General features: G+C 66.3%; 19 protein-coding genes. 8 read left to right on the forward strand and 11 right to left on the reverse strand.

Going from position 1 to position 21,057, the window contains the following annotated elements; translation table 11 throughout:
- Window positions 1-33: 33 nt before the first annotated feature.
- The 8 genes from pnp to JMT67_RS11370 form a co-directional block, all read right to left on the reverse strand.
- Window positions 34-2,256 carry a polyribonucleotide nucleotidyltransferase gene (pnp, locus tag JMT67_RS11335; RefSeq protein WP_201463516.1) on the reverse strand — a complete coding sequence of 741 codons (2,223 nt, stop codon included), beginning with the start codon at window positions 2,254-2,256 and terminating at the stop codon, window positions 34-36.
- Between the two features lie 245 nt (window positions 2,257-2,501).
- Entirely contained in the window at window positions 2,502-2,771 is a 270-nt protein-coding gene (gene rpsO / locus JMT67_RS11340) for a 30S ribosomal protein S15 (RefSeq protein WP_152949300.1), read from the reverse strand.
- A 65-nt stretch (window positions 2,772-2,836) separates the two neighbouring features.
- Window positions 2,837-3,775, reverse strand: coding sequence for a tRNA pseudouridine(55) synthase TruB (gene truB, locus JMT67_RS11345; RefSeq protein WP_201463517.1), 939 nt, complete (start codon window positions 3,773-3,775; stop codon window positions 2,837-2,839).
- Window positions 3,776-3,810: 35 nt separating this feature from the next.
- Window positions 3,811-4,260, reverse strand: a complete 450-nt coding sequence (gene rbfA / locus JMT67_RS11350; protein WP_201463518.1) for a 30S ribosome-binding factor RbfA — start codon at window positions 4,258-4,260, stop codon at window positions 3,811-3,813.
- 65 nt (window positions 4,261-4,325) lie between these two features.
- The gene (locus tag JMT67_RS11355; protein WP_201463519.1) at window positions 4,326-5,003 is read right to left on the reverse strand and encodes a DUF2459 domain-containing protein; all 678 of its coding nucleotides are present in this window, start codon (window positions 5,001-5,003) and stop codon (window positions 4,326-4,328) included.
- 77 nt (window positions 5,004-5,080) lie between these two features.
- Window positions 5,081-5,593, reverse strand: a complete 513-nt coding sequence (locus JMT67_RS11360) for a hypothetical protein (RefSeq protein ID WP_201463520.1) — start codon at window positions 5,591-5,593, stop codon at window positions 5,081-5,083.
- A gap of 47 nt (window positions 5,594-5,640) precedes the next feature.
- On the reverse strand, window positions 5,641-6,573 hold the full coding sequence (locus JMT67_RS11365; protein ID WP_054764465.1) for a Gfo/Idh/MocA family protein: 933 nt from the start codon (window positions 6,571-6,573) through the stop codon (window positions 5,641-5,643).
- A gap of 3 nt (window positions 6,574-6,576) precedes the next feature.
- Window positions 6,577-7,740, reverse strand: a complete 1,164-nt coding sequence (locus tag JMT67_RS11370; RefSeq protein WP_201463521.1) for a DegT/DnrJ/EryC1/StrS family aminotransferase — start codon at window positions 7,738-7,740, stop codon at window positions 6,577-6,579.
- 311 nt (window positions 7,741-8,051) lie between these two features.
- Here JMT67_RS11370 and JMT67_RS11375 point away from each other — a divergent pair, with 311 nt between their 5' ends.
- Window positions 8,052-8,561, forward strand: a complete 510-nt coding sequence (locus tag JMT67_RS11375; RefSeq protein ID WP_201463522.1) for a D-glycero-alpha-D-manno-heptose-1,7-bisphosphate 7-phosphatase — start codon at window positions 8,052-8,054, stop codon at window positions 8,559-8,561.
- A gap of 69 nt (window positions 8,562-8,630) precedes the next feature.
- A complete protein-coding gene (locus JMT67_RS11380; protein ID WP_191555122.1) occupies window positions 8,631-9,506 on the forward strand; it encodes an alpha/beta fold hydrolase in 876 nt (291 codons plus the stop codon).
- Here JMT67_RS11380 and JMT67_RS11385 read toward each other — a convergent pair.
- Complete coding sequence (locus tag JMT67_RS11385) at window positions 9,503-12,172, reverse strand: TonB-dependent receptor (protein WP_201463523.1); 2,670 nt, start codon at window positions 12,170-12,172, stop codon at window positions 9,503-9,505. The genes JMT67_RS11380 and JMT67_RS11385 overlap by 4 nt on opposite strands.
- A 72-nt stretch (window positions 12,173-12,244) precedes the next feature.
- On the opposite strand from JMT67_RS11385, the gene JMT67_RS11390 reads away from it, so the two are divergent.
- Both JMT67_RS11390 and JMT67_RS11395 read left to right on the forward strand, forming a co-directional pair.
- Complete coding sequence (locus JMT67_RS11390; protein WP_201463524.1) at window positions 12,245-13,123, forward strand: DUF6528 family protein; 879 nt, start codon at window positions 12,245-12,247, stop codon at window positions 13,121-13,123.
- Window positions 13,124-13,163: 40 nt separating this feature from the next.
- Window positions 13,164-14,345: an ROK family protein gene (locus JMT67_RS11395; RefSeq protein ID WP_054764471.1), complete on the forward strand. Its 1,182-nt coding sequence runs from the start codon at window positions 13,164-13,166 to the stop codon at window positions 14,343-14,345.
- A 65-nt stretch (window positions 14,346-14,410) separates the two neighbouring features.
- Here the strand turns inward: JMT67_RS11395 and JMT67_RS11400 are convergent, their stop codons facing one another.
- Window positions 14,411-15,385, reverse strand: coding sequence for an ABC transporter ATP-binding protein (locus JMT67_RS11400; protein WP_201463525.1), 975 nt, complete (start codon window positions 15,383-15,385; stop codon window positions 14,411-14,413).
- Between the two features lie 106 nt (window positions 15,386-15,491).
- On the opposite strand from JMT67_RS11400, the gene JMT67_RS11405 reads away from it, so the two are divergent.
- The 4 genes from JMT67_RS11405 (at window position 15,492) to polA (ending at window position 19,831) form a co-directional block, all read left to right on the forward strand.
- The gene (locus JMT67_RS11405) at window positions 15,492-15,731 is read left to right on the forward strand and encodes a zinc-finger domain-containing protein (RefSeq protein WP_054764473.1); all 240 of its coding nucleotides are present in this window, start codon (window positions 15,492-15,494) and stop codon (window positions 15,729-15,731) included.
- Between the two features lie 70 nt (window positions 15,732-15,801).
- The gene (locus JMT67_RS11410) at window positions 15,802-16,242 is read left to right on the forward strand and encodes a VOC family protein (protein WP_054764474.1); all 441 of its coding nucleotides are present in this window, start codon (window positions 15,802-15,804) and stop codon (window positions 16,240-16,242) included.
- On the forward strand, window positions 16,242-16,877 hold the full coding sequence (locus JMT67_RS11415) for a DUF6655 family protein (RefSeq protein WP_054764475.1): 636 nt from the start codon (window positions 16,242-16,244) through the stop codon (window positions 16,875-16,877). The genes JMT67_RS11410 and JMT67_RS11415 overlap by 1 nt, the downstream gene beginning before the upstream one ends.
- Window positions 16,878-16,915: 38 nt before the next feature.
- Window positions 16,916-19,831 (forward strand): DNA polymerase I, encoded by a 2,916-nt coding sequence (polA, locus tag JMT67_RS11420; protein ID WP_201463526.1) that lies wholly within the window; start codon window positions 16,916-16,918, stop codon window positions 19,829-19,831.
- Window positions 19,832-19,850: 19 nt separating this feature from the next.
- On the opposite strand, the gene JMT67_RS11425 is transcribed toward polA, so the two are convergent.
- Window positions 19,851-21,002 carry a hypothetical protein gene (locus JMT67_RS11425; protein ID WP_191554832.1) on the reverse strand — a complete coding sequence of 384 codons (1,152 nt, stop codon included), beginning with the start codon at window positions 21,000-21,002 and terminating at the stop codon, window positions 19,851-19,853.
- Between the last annotated feature and the right edge of the window lie 55 nt (window positions 21,003-21,057).

A 21,057-nucleotide genomic window follows, 5' to 3' on the forward strand; every position in this document is an offset into this window, starting at 1 on the left:
CGGGGCCTTCGTCATTCAAACCTCAAGCGAGGCTCAGTCGCGACGGCGACGGCCGCGATCGCCGCCTTCGCGCTTGGGACGGCCGCCGGTGTCTTCCGACAGGGGCTCTTCGCCGCGTTCGGCGCGTTCGGCGTTGATCTTGTCGGTGATGTCTTCGCCGGTGGTCTGATCCACGACCTTCATCGACAGCTTGGTCTTGCCGCGGTCGTCGAAGCCCAGGAACTTGACCTTGACCTCCTGGCCTTCGGACAGGACGTCGGCCGGGTTGGCGACGCGTTCCAGAGCGATCTGGGACACGTGGACCAGGCCGTCCTTGGCGCCGAAGAAGTTCACGAAGGCGCCGAAGTCGACGACCTTGACCACCTTGCCGGAGTAGATGGCGCCCACTTCCGGTTCCGAGGCGATGGACTGGATCCAGGCCTTGGCGGCGTCGATCTTCTCCTGGTCGTTGGCGGCGATCTTGATCGTGCCGTCGTCGGCGATGTCGACCTTGGCGCCGGTCTTCTCGACGATCTCGCGGATCACCTTGCCGCCCGAACCGATCACTTCACGGATCTTGTCGACCGCGATCTTGATGGTTTCGATCTTGGGGGCGTGCTCGCCCAGCGAGGCGCGCGGGGCGTCCATGGCCTTGGACATCTCGTCGAGGATGTGCAGACGGCCGGCCGAGGCCTGGGTCAGGGCCTGTTTCATGATCTCCTCGGTGATGCCGGGGACCTTGATGTCCATCTGCAGCGAGGTGATGCCTTCCGAGGTGCCGGCGACCTTGAAGTCCATGTCGCCCAGGTGGTCTTCGTCGCCCAGGATGTCCGACAGGATTGCGAACTCGCCCGACGGCTCCAGGATTAGACCCATGGCGATGCCCGAGACCGGACGGACCAGCGGAACGCCGGCGTCCATCAGGGCCAGGGACGAACCGCAGACCGTGGCCATCGAGGACGAGCCGTTCGACTCGGTGATCTCGGAGACCAGGCGGATGGTGTAGGGGAAGTCTTCCTTCTTGGGCAGCATCGGACGGATGGCGCGCCAGGCCAGCTTGCCGTGACCGATTTCGCGACGACCGGGCGAACCCATGCGGCCGGCTTCACCCACCGAATAGGGGGGGAAGTTGTAGTGCAGCAGGAAGCTTTCCTTATAGGTGCCCTGCAGGCTGTCGATGTACTGCTCGTCCTCGCCGGTGCCCAGGGTGGCGACGACCAGGGCCTGGGTTTCGCCGCGGGTGAACAGGGCCGAACCGTGGGTGCGCGGCAGGACGCCGACTTCCGAGACGATGGCGCGGACCTTGTCCAGGGCGCGGCCGTCGACGCGGTGAGCGTTCTCGATGATGTCGCGACGCAGGACGTCGGCTTCGCATTCCTTGAAGGCGGCCGAGAATTTGGAGCTGTCGACGCCCTCGGGGTTCTCGTCGGTCTTCACCAGGGCCTCGGCGGCCTTCTTCTTGGCGGCGTCGACGCCCGAGCGGCGCTCGTACTTGCCCGGATGGGCGTAGGCGGCCTTGATCTCCTCGCCGACCAACTTCTTGATCGCGGCGACGACGTCGGAATGGTCTTCGGCCTGGAAGTCGAACGGCTCCTTGGCGGCGTGTTCGGCCAGGTCGATGATGGCGTCGATCACCGGCTGCATGCCGGCGTGGGCGAACATCAGGGCCTTCAGCATGGTCTCTTCCGACAGCTCCTTGGCCTCGGATTCCACCATCATCAGGGCGTCCTGGGTGCCGGCGACCACCAGATCCAGGTCGGAGCCTTCCATCTGGTCCACGGTCGGGTTCAGCACGAGCTCGCCGTCGATGAAGCCCACGCGGGCGGCGCCGATCGGACCCATGAAGGGCACGCCCGAAATGGTCAGGGCGGCGGAGGCGGCGACCATGCCCAGGACGTCCGGATCATTCTCCAGGTCGTGCTGCAGCACGGTGACGACGACCTGGGTCTCGTTCTTGAAGCCCTTGACGAACAGGGGGCGGATCGGGCGGTCGATCAGGCGGGAAACCAGGGTTTCCTTCTCGGTCGGACGGCCTTCACGCTTGAAGTAGCCGCCCGGGATCTTGCCGGCGGCGAAGGTCTTTTCCTGATAGTTGACCGTCAGGGGGAAGAAATCCAGGCCCGGCTTGGGCGAACGGCCGTAGACGACGGTGGCCAGAACCACGGTCTCGCCGTAGGTCGCCAGCACGGCGCCGTCGGCCTGGCGGGCGATGCGGCCCGTCTCCAGAGTCAGGGGGCGTCCGGCCCACTCGATCGTCTTGCGTTTGATATCGAACATATTTCGTCTTTCGTATCCCGGACGGCGTATTCCGTGCGGGGTCCCATCATTGGGCGGATGCGTCGGCGTTCAGTCCTTCGATCCAAAGGTCGCCGCGCCATCGCGGAGACCCGGGTGAGGACCGGCTCGGCCCTCGCGTCTGCGCCGTTAAAGTCCTGCGGCGCGCAGGTCGGTTCTAATCGCACAACGAGGCGCGGACGTGACCGCCCGCGCCTCGTCATACAGTCTTACACGGAGCCGCGCCCTTAGCGACGCAGGCCCAGCTTGGCGATGAGCGCCTGATAACGGTCGGCGTCGACCTTGTTCAGGTGGTCGAGCAGACGGCGGCGTTGCGACACCATCTTCAGAAGGCCACGGCGAGAGTGGTTGTCCTTCTTGTGCGTCTTGAAGTGTTCGGTGAGGTTGGCGATGCGCTCCGACAGGATCGCGACCTGAACCTCGGCCGAGCCGGTGTCGCCGGCGGTGCGGGCGTTGTCGGCGATGATTTCGTTCTTGCGTTCAGCAGTGATCGACATCGAAGGAGTCCTTTCGTGGCCCTACCGCGCTTCGCGCTGCTTGAGGGCCGCTGGGTCCCTGGTTCTTACGAACCTTGGAGATTGAAAACGCGGTCGGGTTCTAACCGGCCGGCCCGCAACTGACAGAGTGCGATGAGGGTCTGGCCCTGGAAGGCTGAAACCGTTCGCGAGCCGTCCGACAGACGGGTCTTGAGGGTTTCCACCTGACGGGGGAGCAGAACGATCGGTCGTCCCTGCCGAAGCGAGAAGGCGTCCTGTTCCGTCACGGCCAGATCCGGGATGTCGTCCAGAGCGGTCGCGACGGGAAGCAAGCCTTCCGAGGCGGCGCCCCTATGCACCATTTCCTCCAGAGAATCCAGAGTGACGGCGTTTTCCGTGCTGAACGGCCCCACGCGCTCGCGCCGCAGGGCTGACACATGACCCTCCGCGCCCAGGGCCAGGGCCAGGTCGCGCGCCAGCGAACGGACATAGACGCCCTTGCCCGTAAGGATGCGGATCTCGACATGATCGGCGTCCGGCGCGGCCGTCGCCTCGGCCGAATGGATGACCACCCGCCGGGACGGCAGTTCGAAATCCACCCCGTCGCGGGCCAGATCATAGGCGCGGGCGCCGTCCACCTTGATGGCGGAAAAGCGCGGCGGGGTCTGGTCGATCTCGCCGACGAAGGCGGGCAGGGCGGCCTTCACCTGGTCCAGGGTCGGGCGCACGTCGGAGCGGCCGATGATCTCGCCCTCGCGGTCCACGCTGTCGGTCGAGACGCCCCAGTTGATCGTGAAGCGATAGACCTTCTTCGCCTCCATCATCATCGGCACGGTCTTGGTCGCCTCGCCCAGGGCGATCGGCAAGATTCCGCTGGCCAGGGGATCCAGCGTCCCGGCGTGACCGGCCTTCTGGGCGTTGAACAGGCGGCGGATGCGACTGACCGCCTCGGTCGATCCCATTTCGAACGGCTTGTCCAGGCAGACCCAGCCGTCGACGAAGTCGCCCTTCTTCTTGCGGGCCATCTAAATCCTCCCCCGTCGGGGGAGGATCGCCGGCATCAGTCTTCAACCTCGTCGCGGCGCTCCAGGTCGGCGCGGACGCGGGGGTCGTCGAACAGACGGTCAATGTGGCTGGCGGCGTCGAAGCTCTCGTCGTGGCGGAACTTCAGGTCGGGAGTAAACTTCATGTCCAGCCGGCGGCCCAGCTGGCCGCGCAGGAACTTGGCGTGGACGTTCAGCGCCTTGATGATCTCGCTCTCGTGGCCGGCGACCGGGGCGGTCTCCACGCCCGCGCCCAGGGGCTCGACGAAACAGGTGGCGTGTTTCAGGTCCGGCGACAGGCGGACCTCGGTCACGGTGACCGAGACCCCGGCCAGGGCCTCGTCGTGGATGTCCTCCTCGCGCAGGATGTCGACCAGGGCGTGGCGGATCAGTTCGCCGGCGCGCAGCTGGCGCTGGCTGGGGCCGGCGGGGCCGGATGCGTTGCGTGTGTGTTGTTTACGGGCCATCGGCCGCTCCTTCTTGATCGCCCGCCGGGGCTCGGACCCGGCCGGATAAGCGAAAGGCGGGCGGTCTAGGCGCGTGGAGCCGCCGTGTCCAGTTCCGCCGCCCGGACGGCCCGTATCACCTCGCCGGAAAAGATCGACCGCGCGGGGCGGATCGTCACGCCGCCGGCGTTCAGGACGCCGGCCGTCCAGTGGTTGCAAAGATGCAGGATGGAAAAGGTTTCACGGCTGGCGAAGAAGCGGGCGTCGTCGCCGGGGCGGGCGGCGGCGACGCGGGGCGCGCCGCTCGACAGGTCCAGCGACGCCTCGATCCGATCCGCCAGCCGGTCCAAGGCGGCGGGCGTCAGATGAAGGGCGGCCCGCCGATCGGGGGCGTGTCGCGCGCGCGGGTCGCCCGCTTCGGGATCCAGCATGACGACGGACGGATTGCCGGGCCGGAAGAAGGCGCGCGCGCCGTCGGGCAGGCGATCCGAAATCGGGCTCTGATCGACATAGAATCGGGCGTCGCCCCAGCCGACCAGAATCCAGTCGCCGGGCGCCAGGGTGGCCACCGCCCGTCCCAGGGCGCCGCCTCGTCGTTCAAGCGCGGCGCGGGGCAGGGCCAGATCGGAATGAAAGCCGTTGTCCAGCAAATAGACCACGATCGGGGCGTCGGTCGCCGGCGGCGCGGCCGAACCGGGCCGGGTCCAGGTCAGAAGGGCGGCGACAAGGCCGACTAAAACAACCAGGGGCAGGGCCCATCGCATCGCCGTCATCTCCGAAGGTTCGGTCGATCGCCAGACTAGGCGATCAAGCGGTGCGGTTGGAAGGCGGGTTCGCCGGATCAGGCGCCGGGGGCGTCGGCGAACGGCGAGGTCGGCGCCGTCTGCCATTCTCCGCGCCATTCATAGGTCAGGGTCACGCAATGGCGGTGGGTTCCGTCGGCCCAGCGACCGACCGCATTCAGGGTCAGGGGGCGCGGCGCGCGAATGCGGCTTGCCGCCAGCCAGACCTGGTCGGCCCCCGGACACAGGGCGCGGGCCAGACCGCGCCCGTCGCCGACCTGCTGGACTTCATAGAGGTCCGCGCCTTTGGCCCCCTCCGGCAGAAGCCGGCGGGCCGCATCAGGGCCGCCGCGCGACAGGTCGGCCGATCCACGGGCGGTGGTCGAGAACAGCCGCTCTATGGCGACGGCGCCGAACAGGCCGCGCCTCACCTGAAGGGTGATCCCCTTGGTCAGGGCCTGGGTGATCCGATCCGAGGCGTTGTAGGAGAAGTAGCGGGTGTCGGCCTGGGCCGGGGCGGCGGCCGACACGGTCAACAGGGCGACGGACAGGGCGGCGAGGGGCGTGCGCATGCCTCTTTCCTTCCTCTCCATTGCGGCGACTTTAGGCCTCGCCCCGATCAGTGTTCACCCAGGCAGCGCAGGGCGACCTCCAGATTGCGCAGGCCGTCCTCGCCGGTCACCGCCGGGGTCTCGCCGGTATGGATGGCGCGGGCGAAGGCCTCAAGCTCCTTCTTCAGCGGTTCGGCGGGCCAGCTGTTCAGCATTTTCGTCGAATAGGAGCCGTCGGGCTGCTGGCCGAAATATTCGGTCACCTGGCGGGTGATCAGGTCGGCGACGATGAACTTGGTCTTGGTGGCCACTTGCAGGGTGCGGGTCTTGTAGGGGGTGACCCAGTTGGTGGTGATGTGGGCGATGACGCCGTTGTCCAGCCGGAACTGCAGCAGGGCCGTGTCCTCGCGCTCGGCGCGGGTGCGGGCCAGCTGAGGCTGGACCTCGACGATCTCGGACCCGGTCAGGTGGCGGATGATGTCGATGTCGTGAACCGCCAGGTCGATGACCACCCCGACCTCGCCCATGCGGGGCGGGAAGGGGCCGACGCGGGTGATCTGGATGGAGATGATCTCGTCGTCGGCGACGGCTCGCTTGACCGTCTCGACGGCCGGATTGAACCGCTCGACCTGGCCGACCATCAGGACGCGGTCATTGGCCTTGGCGGCGTCGATCATCCGCTGGGCGTCGGCCACGGTGGCGGCGATGGGCTTTTCGACCAGGACGTGGACGCCCTTTTCCAGCAGGGCCACGCCGACCTCGGCGTGGAAGCGGTTGGGGGTGGCCACGACGGCGGCGTCCAGGCCGGCGTCGACGAAGGCCTGGGCCGTCGTGACCGGGGTCGCCTCATAGGCGGCCGCAACGCCCTCGGCGACGACCGCATCGGGATCGAAGACCGTGGTCAGGTCGAACTCGCGCATCTCGGCCGCGACACGCGCATGGTTGCGGCCCATGACGCCGACGCCGGCGACGCCGAACTTGAGGACGGGGGTGTTCGGCATGGTTCAGCCCTTGTAGCCGGCGACGGCGGCGATGATCCGGTCCTGGGTCGCCTCATCCAGGTCCGAGTGCATGGGCAGGCTGAGGACTGCATCCTTCAGCCGCTCGGTGACCGGCAGGCCGCCGGCGCCCTGGGGGAACCGCTGGTAGGCCGGCTGCAGGTGCATGGGCACCGGATAGTAGACGGCGGTGGGCACGCCCTGTTCCTTCAGATGGGCGGCCAGGCCGTCGCGGTCCGCATGCTCGATCGTGTACTGGGCCCAGACGGACACGCCGCCGTCGATGACATGGGGCACGGCCCAGACATGGGGGGCCAGACGTTCATTGTAGCGGGCGGCGATCCGGTTGCGCCATTCGATCTCCTGACCGAACACCTTCAGCTTCTCGATCAGGACGGCGGCCTGGATGGTGTCCAGCCGGCTGTTCATGCCGATGCGCATGGCCAGATATTTAGGGTCATGGGCGAAGGCGGCCGCCCCGGCCTCCAGGTCCTTGGCCACGACCTTCCCGTGGACGCGTAGGGAGTCCATCTCCTGGGCCAGGTCGTCGTCGTTGGTCAGCACGGCTCCGCCGTCGCCGTAACAACCCAGCGGCTTGGCCGGGAAGAAGCTGGTCGTGGTGACGTCGGCCCAGTTCAGGGGATGAGCGCCGTTCAGGGTGCAGCCGAAGCCTTGGGCCGAGTCCGAAATCAGCTTCAGACCGTGGCGGTCGCAGATGGCCCGGATGGCGGGATAGTCGGCCGGCTGGCCGAACAGATCGACGGCGATGACCACCTTGGGCGTCAGGCGCCCCTCCGCCTCGACCGCCTCGATGGCGGCCTCGAGCTTGGCCGGGTCCATATTGTAGGTGCGGGCGTCGACGTCGACGAAGACCGGCGAGGCGCCCAGCCAGGGCACGACCTCGGCCGTGGCGGTGAAGGTGAAGCTGGGGCAGAAGACAGCGTCGCCGGTGCGGATGCCCCAGGCGATCAGCGGCAGGATCAGGGCGTCGGTGCCGTTGGCGCAGCCGAGCGCATGCTTGGCCTGGCCGAAGGCGGCCAGGTCGGCCTCGAACTGACGGACCTGGGGCCCCATGACCCAGGCGCCGCCGACGACGGCCTCCTGGACGGCGGCCTCGATCTTGCCGGAGAGGCGCAGGCGCTGGGCCTGGAGGTCAATGAAGGGGATCATGCGGGCGCTCTCCACGGTGATTCGGGGGCGGCGGACCGACGGATCGGCCGCGAGGATGGCCGCCCTCCTAGCAAGATCAGTCCCAGGGGCCAAACGGGGCTGCGTCACTTCGCGTTGCCCTTTGCAACGTTAGAGCCTGATCCGTTGAGGAGGAACCGCCTCGCGGCTCCGCCTGAAACGATCATGCTCTAGGGCGGTGTTCGACCGCTCTTGGCGCCGGCTTGTCCTCATCCTAAGCCAGGTTCCTTTTCTAACCGTCCCTTCGCGCCGCGCCTTGCGGCGTCGATACGGCTACGTTCGAGACAAGACGCATGACTGGTGTTCCCGCGGTTTTTCTGGATCGCGACGGGGTTCTGATCGAGGATTCGGGCTATCCGCATCTGCCTGAGCATCTGAGACTGATTCCCGGCGCCTCGGCGGCGGTGCGCCGGCTGAATCGGCTGGGCTATCTGGCGGTGATCGTCACCAACCAGTCGGGCGTCGCGCGCGGTCTGTTCAGCGAAGATCAGATGCATGCGTTCAACGGTTTGCTGACCAGACGGCTGGCCCAGGACGGGGCGGTGATCCACGCCGTCTACGCCTGTCCCTTCCATGCCGACGCCCAGGACGAACGCTATCGCCATCCGGATCACCCTGACCGAAAGCCCAACCCCGGCATGCTGCTGAGGGCGATCGCGGACCATCAGATCGACCCTGCGCGGTCCTTCATGATCGGCGACCAGCAGACCGACATGGCGGCGGCCCGCGCCGCCGGGGTCTCGGGTTTTCTGTTCGAGGGCGGCGACCTGGACGTCTTTGTGAAGGAGTTGCTCGGCGCCTGACGCCATCGCAATTCTTCGCGCGGTGAATTACTGTGGCGGCTTCTCGGTTCAAGGAGACCGCCCGTGACTATGGCCGCCGCCTATGTCGAACGTCGCTGGAAATCGCCGGACGGCCTGGATCTGTTCGCCCGCGACTATGCGCCCGGTCCCGGCCCGGCGCGGCCGCCGGTCATCGCCATCCACGGGCTGACGCGAAACAGCGCCGACTTCGAAGCGATAGCCCCGCTTCTGGCCCAGAGCGGGCGGCGGGTCCTGGCGGTCGATGTGCGCGGACGCGGACTGTCGGACCGCGCGCCCGATCCGATGACCTATCGACCGGACGTCTATGCGGCCGACGTGCTGGCGCTGATGGACCAGGCGGCCGTGGGCCGGGCGGTCTTCATGGGCACCTCCATGGGCGGGTTGATCACCATGGCCCTGACCGCCCTGCGGCCCAAGGCGGTGGTCGCCGCCATATTGAACGACATCGGCCCGGAAGTGGCGCCCGAGGGTCTGGCGCGCATCGCCGCCTACAGCGGTCAGCCGGTCGAGATCGACAGCTGGGCGGACGCGGCGGCCTATGCGAAGCGGATCAACGCCGTCGCCTTCCCCCACTATTCGGATGCGGACTGGGACGCCTTCGCGCGACGCATCTTCCGCCAGGGGCCGGACGGCGAGATCGGCCTGGACTATGATCCCGACATCTCCGTGCCCATCCGGGCGGCGGGCGCCAAGGCCCTGGTTCCCAATCTGTGGCCCATGTTCCGGCGGCTGGCCCGCAACCGGCCGACCCTGCTGGTGCGCGGCGGCGTCTCGGACCTGCTCAGCGCCGACATCGCCGCGCGCATGCGTAAGGCGGCGCCAGACATGGCCTATGTCGAGGTTCCCCAGATCGGCCACGCCCCCATGCTGGACGAGCCGGAGGCCAAGGCGGCCATTTTCGAATTTCTGGCTGAGCTGAACTAGTATCTGAACAATGCGCCGGCATAGAAGGCGCGGCCGTTGTCGAGCTCCTCGCGCAAGAGGCCGAAGTCGGGGCCGAACATTCTGCGGCGGCGTTCGTTGGTCAGGTTCTTGGCCTGGGCGACGAGCGTGAGGTTCCGGCTCAGGCGATACCGGGCCTGGGCGTCGAACCTGTCATTGGCTTCAACGATCCGGTCCTGCAGCGGGTCGCTGCTGGACACCGAATAGAGCATGTCGCCGACATGATTCCAGGCGCCCTGCACCGTGAAGGGGCCTGAGATGTAGAAGACCTTGAGGTTGCCGACCCGGTCGGCGCTTTCAAACAGCCCCGGCAGGCGACGTTGCGTGAAGTCGCTCATGGCGACACTGGGCGGCGTCCCGTCCAACAACGTCAGATTGGCGGACACCCCTAACCCTTGGAACGGGGTCGGCAGGAAGTCCATGCGCGAAACCACCAGGTTGAACTCGATCCCCTGGACCTTGAAGTCGCCAGCGTTGACGGGACGTACGCGAGTGACGGATTCCAGCGAGCCGTCGATGATTTCGTCTGCCGTGGACCGCAGGACGATGATCTCGTCCGAAACATCCTTCTCGAAAACGCCGACCGAGGCCATGGTGTCACGGCCCGCGTAATATTCCAGGCTCAGATCCGCGTTATTCGACCGGCGCGGTTTGAGAAAGGGATTGCCGCCCTGAATGGTGTAGTCGCCCTCGGTGTTGACCGTCCGCACTTCGCGCGCAGCGAGGTCGTCATAGTTGGCCCGCCCAATGGTCCGGCTCCAGGCGGCGCGGACTTTCAGGTTTTCGGTCAGATCATAGTTGGCCTGGAATGACGGAAGCCAGTCGTCATAGTCTGTCTCCTGAACGCCATAAAGGTAGGCGCCGGCGGTCAGGGCGGCGGAACCGGACCGGAGTTTCGTGTGCTCGTAGCGCAGGCCGCCTGAGACGGTGAGGCGATCGGCGCCGAACCGCGCCATGGCGTAGCCCGCGTCAATATCCTCGTCGATGTCATAGTCGGCGGAGATGCTGCCGGCCGCATTCGTCGGGGTCGCCGCGAAACCCGCTCGGTTGGCTTCGAAGAACGCCCGGGCCAGGCCTGGATCAACGATCAGAATTCGTGTCCCCCGCGCATTGAAGGGCGAGTAGTCGGACAACCGGCCTACTGCGGACAGGCGATAGTCGCTGGAGCTCAGCGGCCGGTAGTTGTCAACGCCCCTATCGTAGCTGCGCTCAAGGCGACGCGCATAGGCCCCTGTCTGCAGACCCAGGCCGCGGTCGCTTCGATCGACGTTGAACCCCCAGTCGAGATGCGCGGTTTTGGCCTGTTCGCGGGCGTCGTCCAGCGTGGTGCCGTATTCAAACTGCCGGTAGTTGGCGGGATCGAAGGCGAAGGCCGGGTTGGCCACGTCGAAATAAGGAAACGCGCCCCGCTCGATCTCATAGGTGAAGGCGAGGTTCGTCGTATTGGCGATGCGATAAGTCGCCAGATGCGCGTCCTGGCGGTAGGTGGCCACGGCGTCGTTCAAGCCGAAGTCGACGAACTGACGCGCGCCGGGCGCCCAGCGCACCCGGAAATCGACATATCGGATGCCGCGCGCCTGGTCATATTGGACCAGATCGACTTGGGCGTTGGCGGAAGTCACGCTTCCCCCCGTGGCGGAAATGCTGGCCGATACCGGATTGCCGTTCGCGATCAGGATGTTGCTCTGGCGGTCCTCATCGTTGGTATGGGTGAAGTCCGCCGCCGTGAGGCGCGCCTCCAGGCCGCCGTGACGGTATTCGAACTTGCCGAACACGCCCTCTCGCTTACGCACGTTGTCGTAGGCCAGCCAACGACGACGCTGAGGCGCGACGTCCGCCGTATCCAGACCCGGCGCCGTCACAGCCAGTCGCGCATGGGTGACCGGATCAAAGAAACTATAGTTGTCGACGGCCGAGTTCAGTGACGAAGAATCGCGGATATAGCGGCTCGCCGACACGACGAAGCCAAATCGGTTGTTGGGACCGAAGGTGTTGGAGACCACGACCTCGCCTTGACCGGACGGTCCGCCGTCTCTGAAATGCCGTTCGTTGTCCCAAACGCCAATATCGAACCGTCCAGCGATGAACAGATCGCCGCGTCCGTCAAAGGCGCTGCGGGTCACGAGGTCGGCCGCGCCGCCGATGGCGTTTCCGTTCATGTTCGGGGTCACGGACTTGGAGACATCGACCCGCCGCGCCAGCGACGAGGGGATGACGTCGAGCGAAACGTTGCGGCGCCCGAGTTCGTTGGCCGGAAGGGCGACCCCATCGACCTGGACCAGATTGTAATCGGCGTTCAAGCCGCGAATGGACAAGAACTGCGCTTCGCCGCGGTCATTGTTCTGAACCGTCGAGACCCCTGGAACCCGTTCGAGCGCCTCGCCCAGACCAAAGTCCGGCAAGCTGCCGATTTCGTCCGAACTGATCGAATCCGAGATGATCGCGGCCGTGCGTTTCGTCGAGATTTCGTTCTGCGCCTGTAGTCGAACCCCGGTGACGACGATCTCATCCAACTGGGCGGCGGGAGCGGTCGGGACCGTCTGGGCCACCGTCGGCGTTGCGAAGAGAACGGTGGACGCCAACCAGAGTTGACGAAGCGAAGAGTGGCGAACCGACATGTGGGCCTCCGTGATCGGGATGCGCTCCATTTACTCACTCATAGTGAGATATTTATGACATGATCCGTCGTTATAGGTTCCGGGTCACTTTCAGGAGCCTCCATGATCCTCTCCGCCCTCTTCACCCTCGCATCGGCGCTCTCCGCTTCGCCCGCCCTTCTGGCCTGTGGAGATGATCAGGTCCGGCGCTATGAACTCGCCGCCGAAGGACCGCGCGAGACCTGGCGCTGGGACGCCTCGGAGGCCGAAAACCTGCCGCAGGGGTTTCGCGCGGGGCTCCTGGAAAAGATCGATGAGTGCAAGCCCGTCGCCGATGGTCGTGTGCTGATCACAGCCTCAACGGGGGGCGTGGTACTGCTGGACGGTGCGTCTGGAGACGTGCTTTTTCGCGCTGAAGCGCCCATGGCGCATTCGGCCGCCGTCCTGCCCGGCGATCGCATCGCCGTGGCGCTCTCGATTCACGACAGGGGTGATCGACTGAACGTTTACGATCTCACGGACGGCGAAAAGCCGGTTCTCAGCCTGCCATTGCCGTCGGGTCATGGGGCGGTTTGGGACGCAGAGCGTCAACGTCTCTTCGCCCTATCGCACGACACCATCCAGGCCTTCGCCCTGGTGGATTGGGAGGGTGACGAGCCGCGACTTCAGGAGACGGCGCGGTGGACGCTGCCCGGCGCCCGCGACGGACATGATCTGTCCAGGGCAGCCGACGGATCGGATTATCTGGTCACGACCCACGACGGAGCCTGGCGCTTCGATCCCGAAGCCAACGCCTTCAAGGCTCTGGAGCCGCTGAATTCCGCTCTGCAGGTCAAATCCGTCGACATCGACGCCGAGGGTCGTCTGGCCTGGGTCAAGGCTGAGGAACGTTGGTGGGCGTTCGGCTTCTCGGTCATGCAAGACGGCCGCGTCGTCCGTGTCTCGACCAACGACATGCATTTGTACAAGGTGCGGTGGATTCCTGCGCCGCCCCGACCATAAGGTAGGTGCTTGGCTGGCCGTTTCCGCTATGCATCCCTCTATGGTGGGAGTCGGTTACGGATCAATCGCGCCGCGTTTCCTGCGTGAGGACGGCGTACGCACGGCGACGGCCAACGAACGTCGGCTGCTGTCCCTGCTGCGCCGGGACGGGCCGATGACGCGCGCGCAACTGGCGCGCGCCACTGAGCTTACGGAACAGTCGATCGCTCGGTTGGTCGAATCTCTTTTGCAGCGCGACCTACTGATCGAAGGCGCGCCCGTCGTGGCGGGTCGTGGGAAGCCGGGTCTTCCCGTGAGCCTCAATTCAAAGGCGCTTCACGCGGTCGGCGTCTCCGTCATGACCGACGCCGTCGCCGCAGCCGTCATGGATCTGAGCGGCTCGATCCTGGCCCGTCGCCAGATCCCGATCCGCGACGTGTCCCTGACGGCCGCCATCGCCGAGATGCAGAAGCTCGTCAGAGATCTGGAAACCCAGGCGGGCGTGTCCGCCTCTCAAAGGATCGGCGTCGGCGCCGCCGTGACGGGATATTTCATCGGCGACGGGGCCCGCCTCAACCCGCCGCCTGCGCTGGACGCCTGGGCCCTTCAACCTTTGGACGGGATTCTCTCCAAGGCCTTCGACGGCCCGGTGTGGATCGAGAACGACGGCACGGCGGCGGCCATCGGCGAGGCCATGTTCGGCGTCGGGCGCCGGTTGGACAATTTCGCCTATCTGTACTTCTCGGCAGGATTCGGCGGTGGCGTCGTCGTGCGAGGCGAACCCCTGCGCGGCGACAACGGCAATGCAGGCGAGTTCGCCTCTGTCATACCCGTTGACTGGTTCCAACCCAATCTGACCGCCCTGCTCCGGATGATGCAGGCTGGCGACGGCGACCGGTGGGCGTCGCTCGGCGACCTTCTGGCCGACTTCCCCGCCGATCATCCGATCATCGACCAGTGGCTGGACGCGGCGGAACAGCCGCTAAACCTGGTGCTTTCCGCCATATCGGGCGTGCTGGATCCCGGCGGGATCGTCCTGGGCGGGCGGCTGCCTCACGCCCTGGCTCTTCGCCTGATCGAACGGCTGCGCTTCACCAACCCGCAACGTCGCGGGCATTGCCGCCCTGTCCCGAAGGTCGAGGCGTCGCCGATCCTTGGCGACGCCTCGGCGGCGGGGGCCGCCGCACTCCCTTTGCGAGCCGCCTTTTTCTCGCTCGCGTCGCACGAATCCGCCGGTTCTTGACCTCTAACCGGCCCCCTTCATGAGCGGGCCGTTCGGCGCCGTCGTCTGATTGTCTTCGCCCCCTTCTAGTCCCTGGTCGGATCGACCTGACTGGCGTCCCCATAGGTCAGGGCCAGGAAGACGTCCTCCAGGTCGGGATCCTCGGTGGTGATGTCGGCGATGGTGACGCCTGCGGCGCGGACCGCATTGATCACCTGCTCCACCGACGACTGCCCCTTCTTATAGGTTACGGCGAAGGCTCCGCCCGCGCGCGGCGCGACCTGGAAGCCGTTCAGGACCGGGGGGGTCTCCTGCGGCGTCTCGGGCGTGACCACCACATTGCGGCTGTCCAGCCGGCGCAGCAGCTGGGGCGTGGGCTCACAGGCCACCACCCGGCCCCGATTGACGATGGCGATCGTGTCGCACAGCTCCTGGGCCTCCTCCAGATAGTGGGTGGTCAGGACGATGGTCACGCCCTCGGCGTTGATCTGGCGCACATAGGCCCAGAGCTGACGGCGCAGTTCGACGTCCACCCCCGCCGTCGGTTCGTCCAGGATCAGAATAGGCGGATTATGGACCAGGGCCTTGGCCACCATCAGGCGACGCTTCATGCCGCCGGACAGGGCGCGGACATAGGCGTTGGCCTTGTCCGACAGGCCCAGGGCCGCCAGGAGCTCGTCGGAACGGTGTTCGTTCTTGGGCACGCCGTAGAAGCCCGCCTGAACCTCCAGCGACTCGCGCGGGGTGAAGAAGACGTCGGCGACGATCTCCTGAGGCACCACGCCCAAGGCGGCGGCGGCGTCACGCGGCTCCTTGTCGATGTCGCGGCCCCAGATGGTCACGGTCCCTTCGGACTTCTTGACCACCCCCGCCAGGATGTTGATCAGGGTCGATTTGCCGGCGCCGTTCGGACCCAGGAGTCCGAAGACGGACCCGCGTTTCACCGCCAGGTCCACGCCGTGCAGGGCGGTCTTGGGGGAGGCCTTCTTGGAGCCGGCGTAGGTCTTTTTGAGCCCCCGCACCTCAATGGCGTTGTCGGGCAGGGTGGTGGCGTCGGTCATTCGGTCGGGCTTTGATCGGACAGGAAGGGGCGCGGCGGTTTGACGCCGCCGAATGGGCCGCATAGGTATGCGTCCGACGCCTCCTCGCCAAGATACGAGCCGAATAATGCCGCCCCGTCACCCCGATGCGATCATTCCGCCCCCCGAAGAGATCGTGGTCTCGACAAAGCGTGTCGCCTGCGACGGCGGCGGCGGCGCCCTGGGCCATCCGCTGGTCTATATGGACATGGGCGAGGATGATTTCGTCGAATGCGGCTATTGCGACCGTCGCTTCGTCCTGTCGGCCCAGCCGCATGACGAAAGCGAATATCTGAGCCCCGCGGCCCGTGCGGCCGAGGCGCACTGAGGCTGCGGTTTGGCCGCTCAGCCGCTGTAAGAGACGCTCGACCCCGCCTTTGAACTGAAAAGAGACAGAGTTGCGCTATCTGCACACCATGGTCCGCGTTCGCGACCTCGACGCCTCTCTGCATTTCTACTGCGATCTGCTGGGACTTCAGGAGGTGCGTCGCACCGAGAATGAAGCAGGACGTTTCACCCTGGTCTTTCTGGCGGCGCCCAAAAATCTGGAGCAGTCGGCGGCGGAACGGTCGCCTGAGCTGGAACTGACCTATAATTGGGACCCGGAAACCTATCAGGGCGGCCGCAATTTCGGACATCTGGCCTATAAGGTCGATGACATCTATGCCGCCTGTCAGCGGCTGATGGACGGGGGCGTGGTGATCAACCGACCGCCGCGCGACGGCAATATGGCCTTCGTCCGCTCACCGGACGGTATTTCGATCGAACTGCTTCAGGACGGTCCGCCCCTGACGCCGGCCGAGCCCTGGGCGTCCATGCCCAATACGGGGAGCTGGTGATGGGCGGATTTCGCGCGACGTCGGCGCGCCTCGTCGCCGCCCTTTCGATGACAGCCCTTCTGGCCTCGGCCTGCGCCTCAACCACGGAATCCAACATCGGCCGCACGGCGACCGAAAACCTGCTGCTGGCCCGGGCCGCAGACAAGGCGGTGGAGGGCCTGTCCCTGCCGCTTCCGACCGGCGCGACCGTGTTTGTCGATGAGACCTATTTCCAGACCGAAAACTCCCGCTACGCCATCAGCGCAATCCGCGGGGCCCTGTCGGACGCCGGTTATCGGCTGACCCGCACCCGGGAGGACGCCGACGCCGTGTTCGAAATCCGCACCGGCGCCCTGGCGCTGGAGCAGATGCGCCGCGTCTTCGGCATTCCCGAAATGCGGATTCCGATCAACGAGAACTTCAACGTCGTCTCGCTGCCGGAGCTGTCGGTTTACAGCAATCGCGACCGGGCGGGCGTGGCCGAATTCTCCGGCTTTCTCTATGAGGCCAAGACCGGAGCGCCCTTGGGCGCGGTTCTGCCGATGATCGGACAGTACCGGATTCGCAGCCACAAGCTGTTCATGATCGTGACCTGGGGCCAGCAACAGGCGCAGCCGGGTCAGCGCGATCCGGGATCGAGCTGGACGGAATTCTGACGGCTGACGCGGCGGCTCGGGCCGCCTATGTTCCGGCCATGACCGACGCTTCCGCTTCCGACGCCGCCCCCTCCCAGGACCGCCCGCTCACCCAGGACGGACCCGCCCTGCGGCTGTGGATGATTGACGCCTCGGCCTATATCTTCCGCGCCTATCACGCCCTTCCGCCCCTGACGCGAAAGTCGGACGGCCTGCCCGTGGGGGCGGTCCAGGGCTACTGCAACATGTTGTGGAAGCTGCTGAAGGACATGAAGGGCGCCGACGGCCCCACCCATCTGGTCGCCATCTTCGACCATTCGGAAAAGACCTTCCGCAACGACCTGTACGACCAGTACAAGGCCCACCGCCCGCCGGCGCCCGAGGATCTGGTGCCGCAGTTTCCTCTGGTGCGCGAGGCGACGGCGGCCTTCGGCGTCCATTGCGTCGAGCTGCCCGGCTATGAGGCCGACGATCTGATCGCCACCTATGCCTGCAAGGCCCGCGACGCCGGAGGCGAGGCGGTGATCGTCAGCTCCGATAAGGATCTGATGCAGCTGATCGGCGGCGGCGTCGTCATGTGGGATCCGATGAAGGATCGGCGTCTGGCCGAGCCCGAGGTGTTCGAAAAGTTCGGCGTCGGGCCGGGAAAGATGGTCGATCTTCAGGCCCTGATCGGCGACAGCGTCGACAATGTGCCGGGCGCGCCCGGCATCGGCCCGAAGACGGCGGCGCAGTTGCTGGACGAATACGGCGACCTGGACACCCTGCTGGCGCGGGCTGGGGAGATCAAACAGCCTAAACGCCGCGAGACCCTGATCAATTTCGCCGACCAGATCCGCCTGTCGCGCGAACTGGTCCGCCTGACCTGCGATGCGCCGGCGCCGGAGCCGATCGAGGATTTCGCCGTGCGCGATCCCGATCCTGAGACCCTGTCGGCCTTTCTGGACAAGATGGAGTTCCGGTCGCTGCAGCGTCGGGTCGGAGACGGCAAGGCGGGGCCCAGCGAAACCTCCGCCTTCGCGCCCAAACGCACGCCCAATCTGAACGCCCCGGTGGCGGCGCCCCGCTATGGCCAGACGGCGGACGGGCCGGTCGAGGCGCAGTCCTTCGATCTCGACGCTTATGAATGCGTCCAGACCGAAGAGGCTTTGGACCGCTGGATCGCGCGGGCGACTGAGGCGGGTGTGGTCGGCTTCGACACCGAGACCGACGCCCTGTCAGCGACCCATGCGGGCCTGTGCGGCGTATCCCTGGCGGTCGGGCCGAACCAGGCCTGCTACATCCCCCTGACCCATGAGCATGAGCCCCAGGCGGGCGAGGGCGGGCTGTTCGGGGAAGCGGGCGAGCCGCGCGAGCCTATTCAGCAACTGGACAAGGCGACGGCCCTGACGAAGCTGAAGTCGCTGCTGGAAGACCCGTCGGTCCTGAAGGTGCTGCAGAACGCCAAATATGATCTGGCGGTCATGGCGCGGCGCGGAATCCGGGTCGCGCCTTATGACGACACCCTGCTGCTCTCCTATGTGCTGGAAGGCGGATTGCACGGTCACGGGATGGACGAGCTGGCGCGGCTCCACCTCGGCCACGAGCCGATACCCTTCAAGAGCGTGGCGGGGACCGGCAAGAGCCAGAAATCCTTCAAGCACGTCGCTCTGAAGTCGGCCACCACCTACGCCGCCGAGGATGCGGACGTCACCCTGCGTCTGTGGCGCATTCTAAAGCCCCGGCTGGCGCGCGAGGGCCTGTCCACCGTCTATGAGACCCTTGAACGGCCCATGCCCGCCGTCCTGGCCGAGATGGAGACCGCCGGCGTCCGCATCGATCCCGACCGCCTCAAGCGTTTGTCGAGCGAATTCGGCTTGCGCATGGCCGAGTTGGAGACCCAGGCCCATGAGATTGCGGGCCGTCCCTTCAACATCGGCTCTCCCCGCCAGATCGGCGACATCCTGTTCGGCGAGCTGAATCTGCCGGGCGGGAAGAAGACCGCCTCCGGCCAGTGGGGCACCGACGCCAGCGTTCTGGAGGACCTGGCCCAGACCCACGCCCTGCCGCGTGTCCTTCTGGACTGGCGACAGCTGTCCAAGCTGAAAGGCACCTATACCGACGCCCTGATCGCCGCCGCCGACCCCCGGACCGACCGCGTCCACACCTCCTATCAGCTGGCCGCCGCCTCGACCGGCCGTCTGGCCTCCAGCGATCCCAACCTCCAGAACATCCCCATACGCACCGAGACAGGCCGCGAAATCCGTCAGGCCTTCATCGCCGCCCCCGGCCATCTTCTGATCAGCGCAGACTACAGCCAGATCGAACTGCGCCTTCTGGCCCATATCGGCGACATCCCCGAGCTGAAACGCGCCTTCAAGGCCGGGCTGGACATCCACGCCGCCACCGCCAGCGAAATGTTCGGCGTCCCCGTCGAGGGCATGCCGTCCGAGACCCGCCGCCGCGCCAAGGCCATCAATTTCGGCATCGTCTACGGCATCTCGGCCTTTGGTCTGGCCGCCCAGCTGGGCATCGATCAGGGCGAGGCCGGCGCCTATATCAAGACCTATTTCGACCGCTTCCCCGGCATCCGGACCTATATGGACAGGACCAAGGCCGAGGTCCGCCAGGCCGGCTTCGTCTCCACCGTCTTCGGGCGTCGGATCCATATCCCCGCCATTCACTCGAAATCGGGCGCCGAACGCCAGTTCGGCGAGCGCGCCGCCATCAACGCCCCCATCCAGGGCGCGGCCGCCGACATCATCCGCCGCGCCATGATCCGCATGCCCGCGGCCCTGGCCGAGGCGGGACTGAAGACCCGCATGCTGCTGCAGGTCCATGACGAACTGGTGTTCGAGGCTCCAGAAGCGGAGGCTGAGCGCGCCATTCCCGTCATCAAGCGGGTCATGGAAACCGCTTCGGACCCCGCCGTCGCCCTGACCGTGCCCCTGGTCGTCGACGCCCGCGCCGCCCCCAACTGGGACGAGGCGCACTGAGACGCCGGCGCGGCGGCGTTCAGGCCGCCAGGACGATGATGTCGTCGGGGCTTTCGCCGCGCCCCAGAAGGCCGGTTTCAAAGTCCATGAAGATGTCCATAAGCTCGGCCACCCCCGCCGGATGGGCGCCGGCGCCGAAGCGGAAACGCCAATAGCTGACGATGTGCTGGACCGCGCCCAGCTGGTCGCCCAGGCGGGCGAACATCGACGGGGCGTCCAGCAGGAAGTCGCGGAAGGCGATGGGTTTGCCCTCGCGCGTCAGCCGGGCGTAGGCGTCGTCATAGACGCTGAGGGTGCGGCTGACCTCGTCGCAGGTGCGAATGATGCGGCCCCGCAGGACGGCGCGGCTGCGGTCCAGATATTCGCGGGCCTGTCGATCGACCTTACCGACCGGCTTGATGGTGCGCACCGCCTCGGCGACGGCCGCCACCTCGCCCAGCAGGGTCGACAGGGTCCATTTGTAGTAGAGGAAGCCTTTCCAGCAGAAGACCCCTTCCTGATACTGTTCCGGGGCCAGACGCAGGGTCTCGCGCAGGGCCTCCAGCTGGTCGCCAGGGGTGTTGGACAGGATCTTGGCCGTCATCCGCGCCGCTGAATCGGCGGCTTCGCTGTTGCCTGCGCCCAGGCTGAGGCTGACCAGGGGTTCGATCTCGCCCCGGACGAAGGTGGTCATCCGCTGAAGATCGCTCTCGCTGATCGAGAAATAGCAGGGCGCCGGCTCCAGGCCGCACCGGCGCAGCTGTTCGCGAAGCAAAAAGGGGTCGAGCGACGGCAGGCGGTCGATCTGGCGCAGGGTGACGATGTCCGCGTGGGTCGCGGGGACGCCGAACGATTCCATCATCATCCGTTCGAAGCCGATCTGATTGACGAAGACATAGCGGCCGCCGGTCTTCAGATCCTCGTCGTCGATCGGAATGATCACCTTGGTCGCCACATGGCGACGGCCGGTGAACAGGTCCGTCTCGTTGCGTCGGAGCCGGTGTTTGATGATCAGGGATCGGTTCAGCACCGGGGTGCGGAAGATCGGGCGTGCGGCCCAGTCGGGATTGCGCAGGGCGCCGTCTGCCCGGCTGTCGCCGTTCTCTTCCCACACCTTCAGCAGGTTCAGCACGCGGGCGGTGGAGGCCGAGCCCCTCAAATGGTCGAGATTTCGGACGGCGCGATCAGTCATGAGCGGCACCTTGCACCACAAATCGTCACCAATGGCTTAGCTGGGCGGCCAAATC

Source organism: Brevundimonas aurantiaca, from assembly GCF_904830995.1.
GTDB classification, from domain to species: Bacteria; Pseudomonadota; Alphaproteobacteria; order Caulobacterales; family Caulobacteraceae; genus Brevundimonas; species Brevundimonas aurantiaca.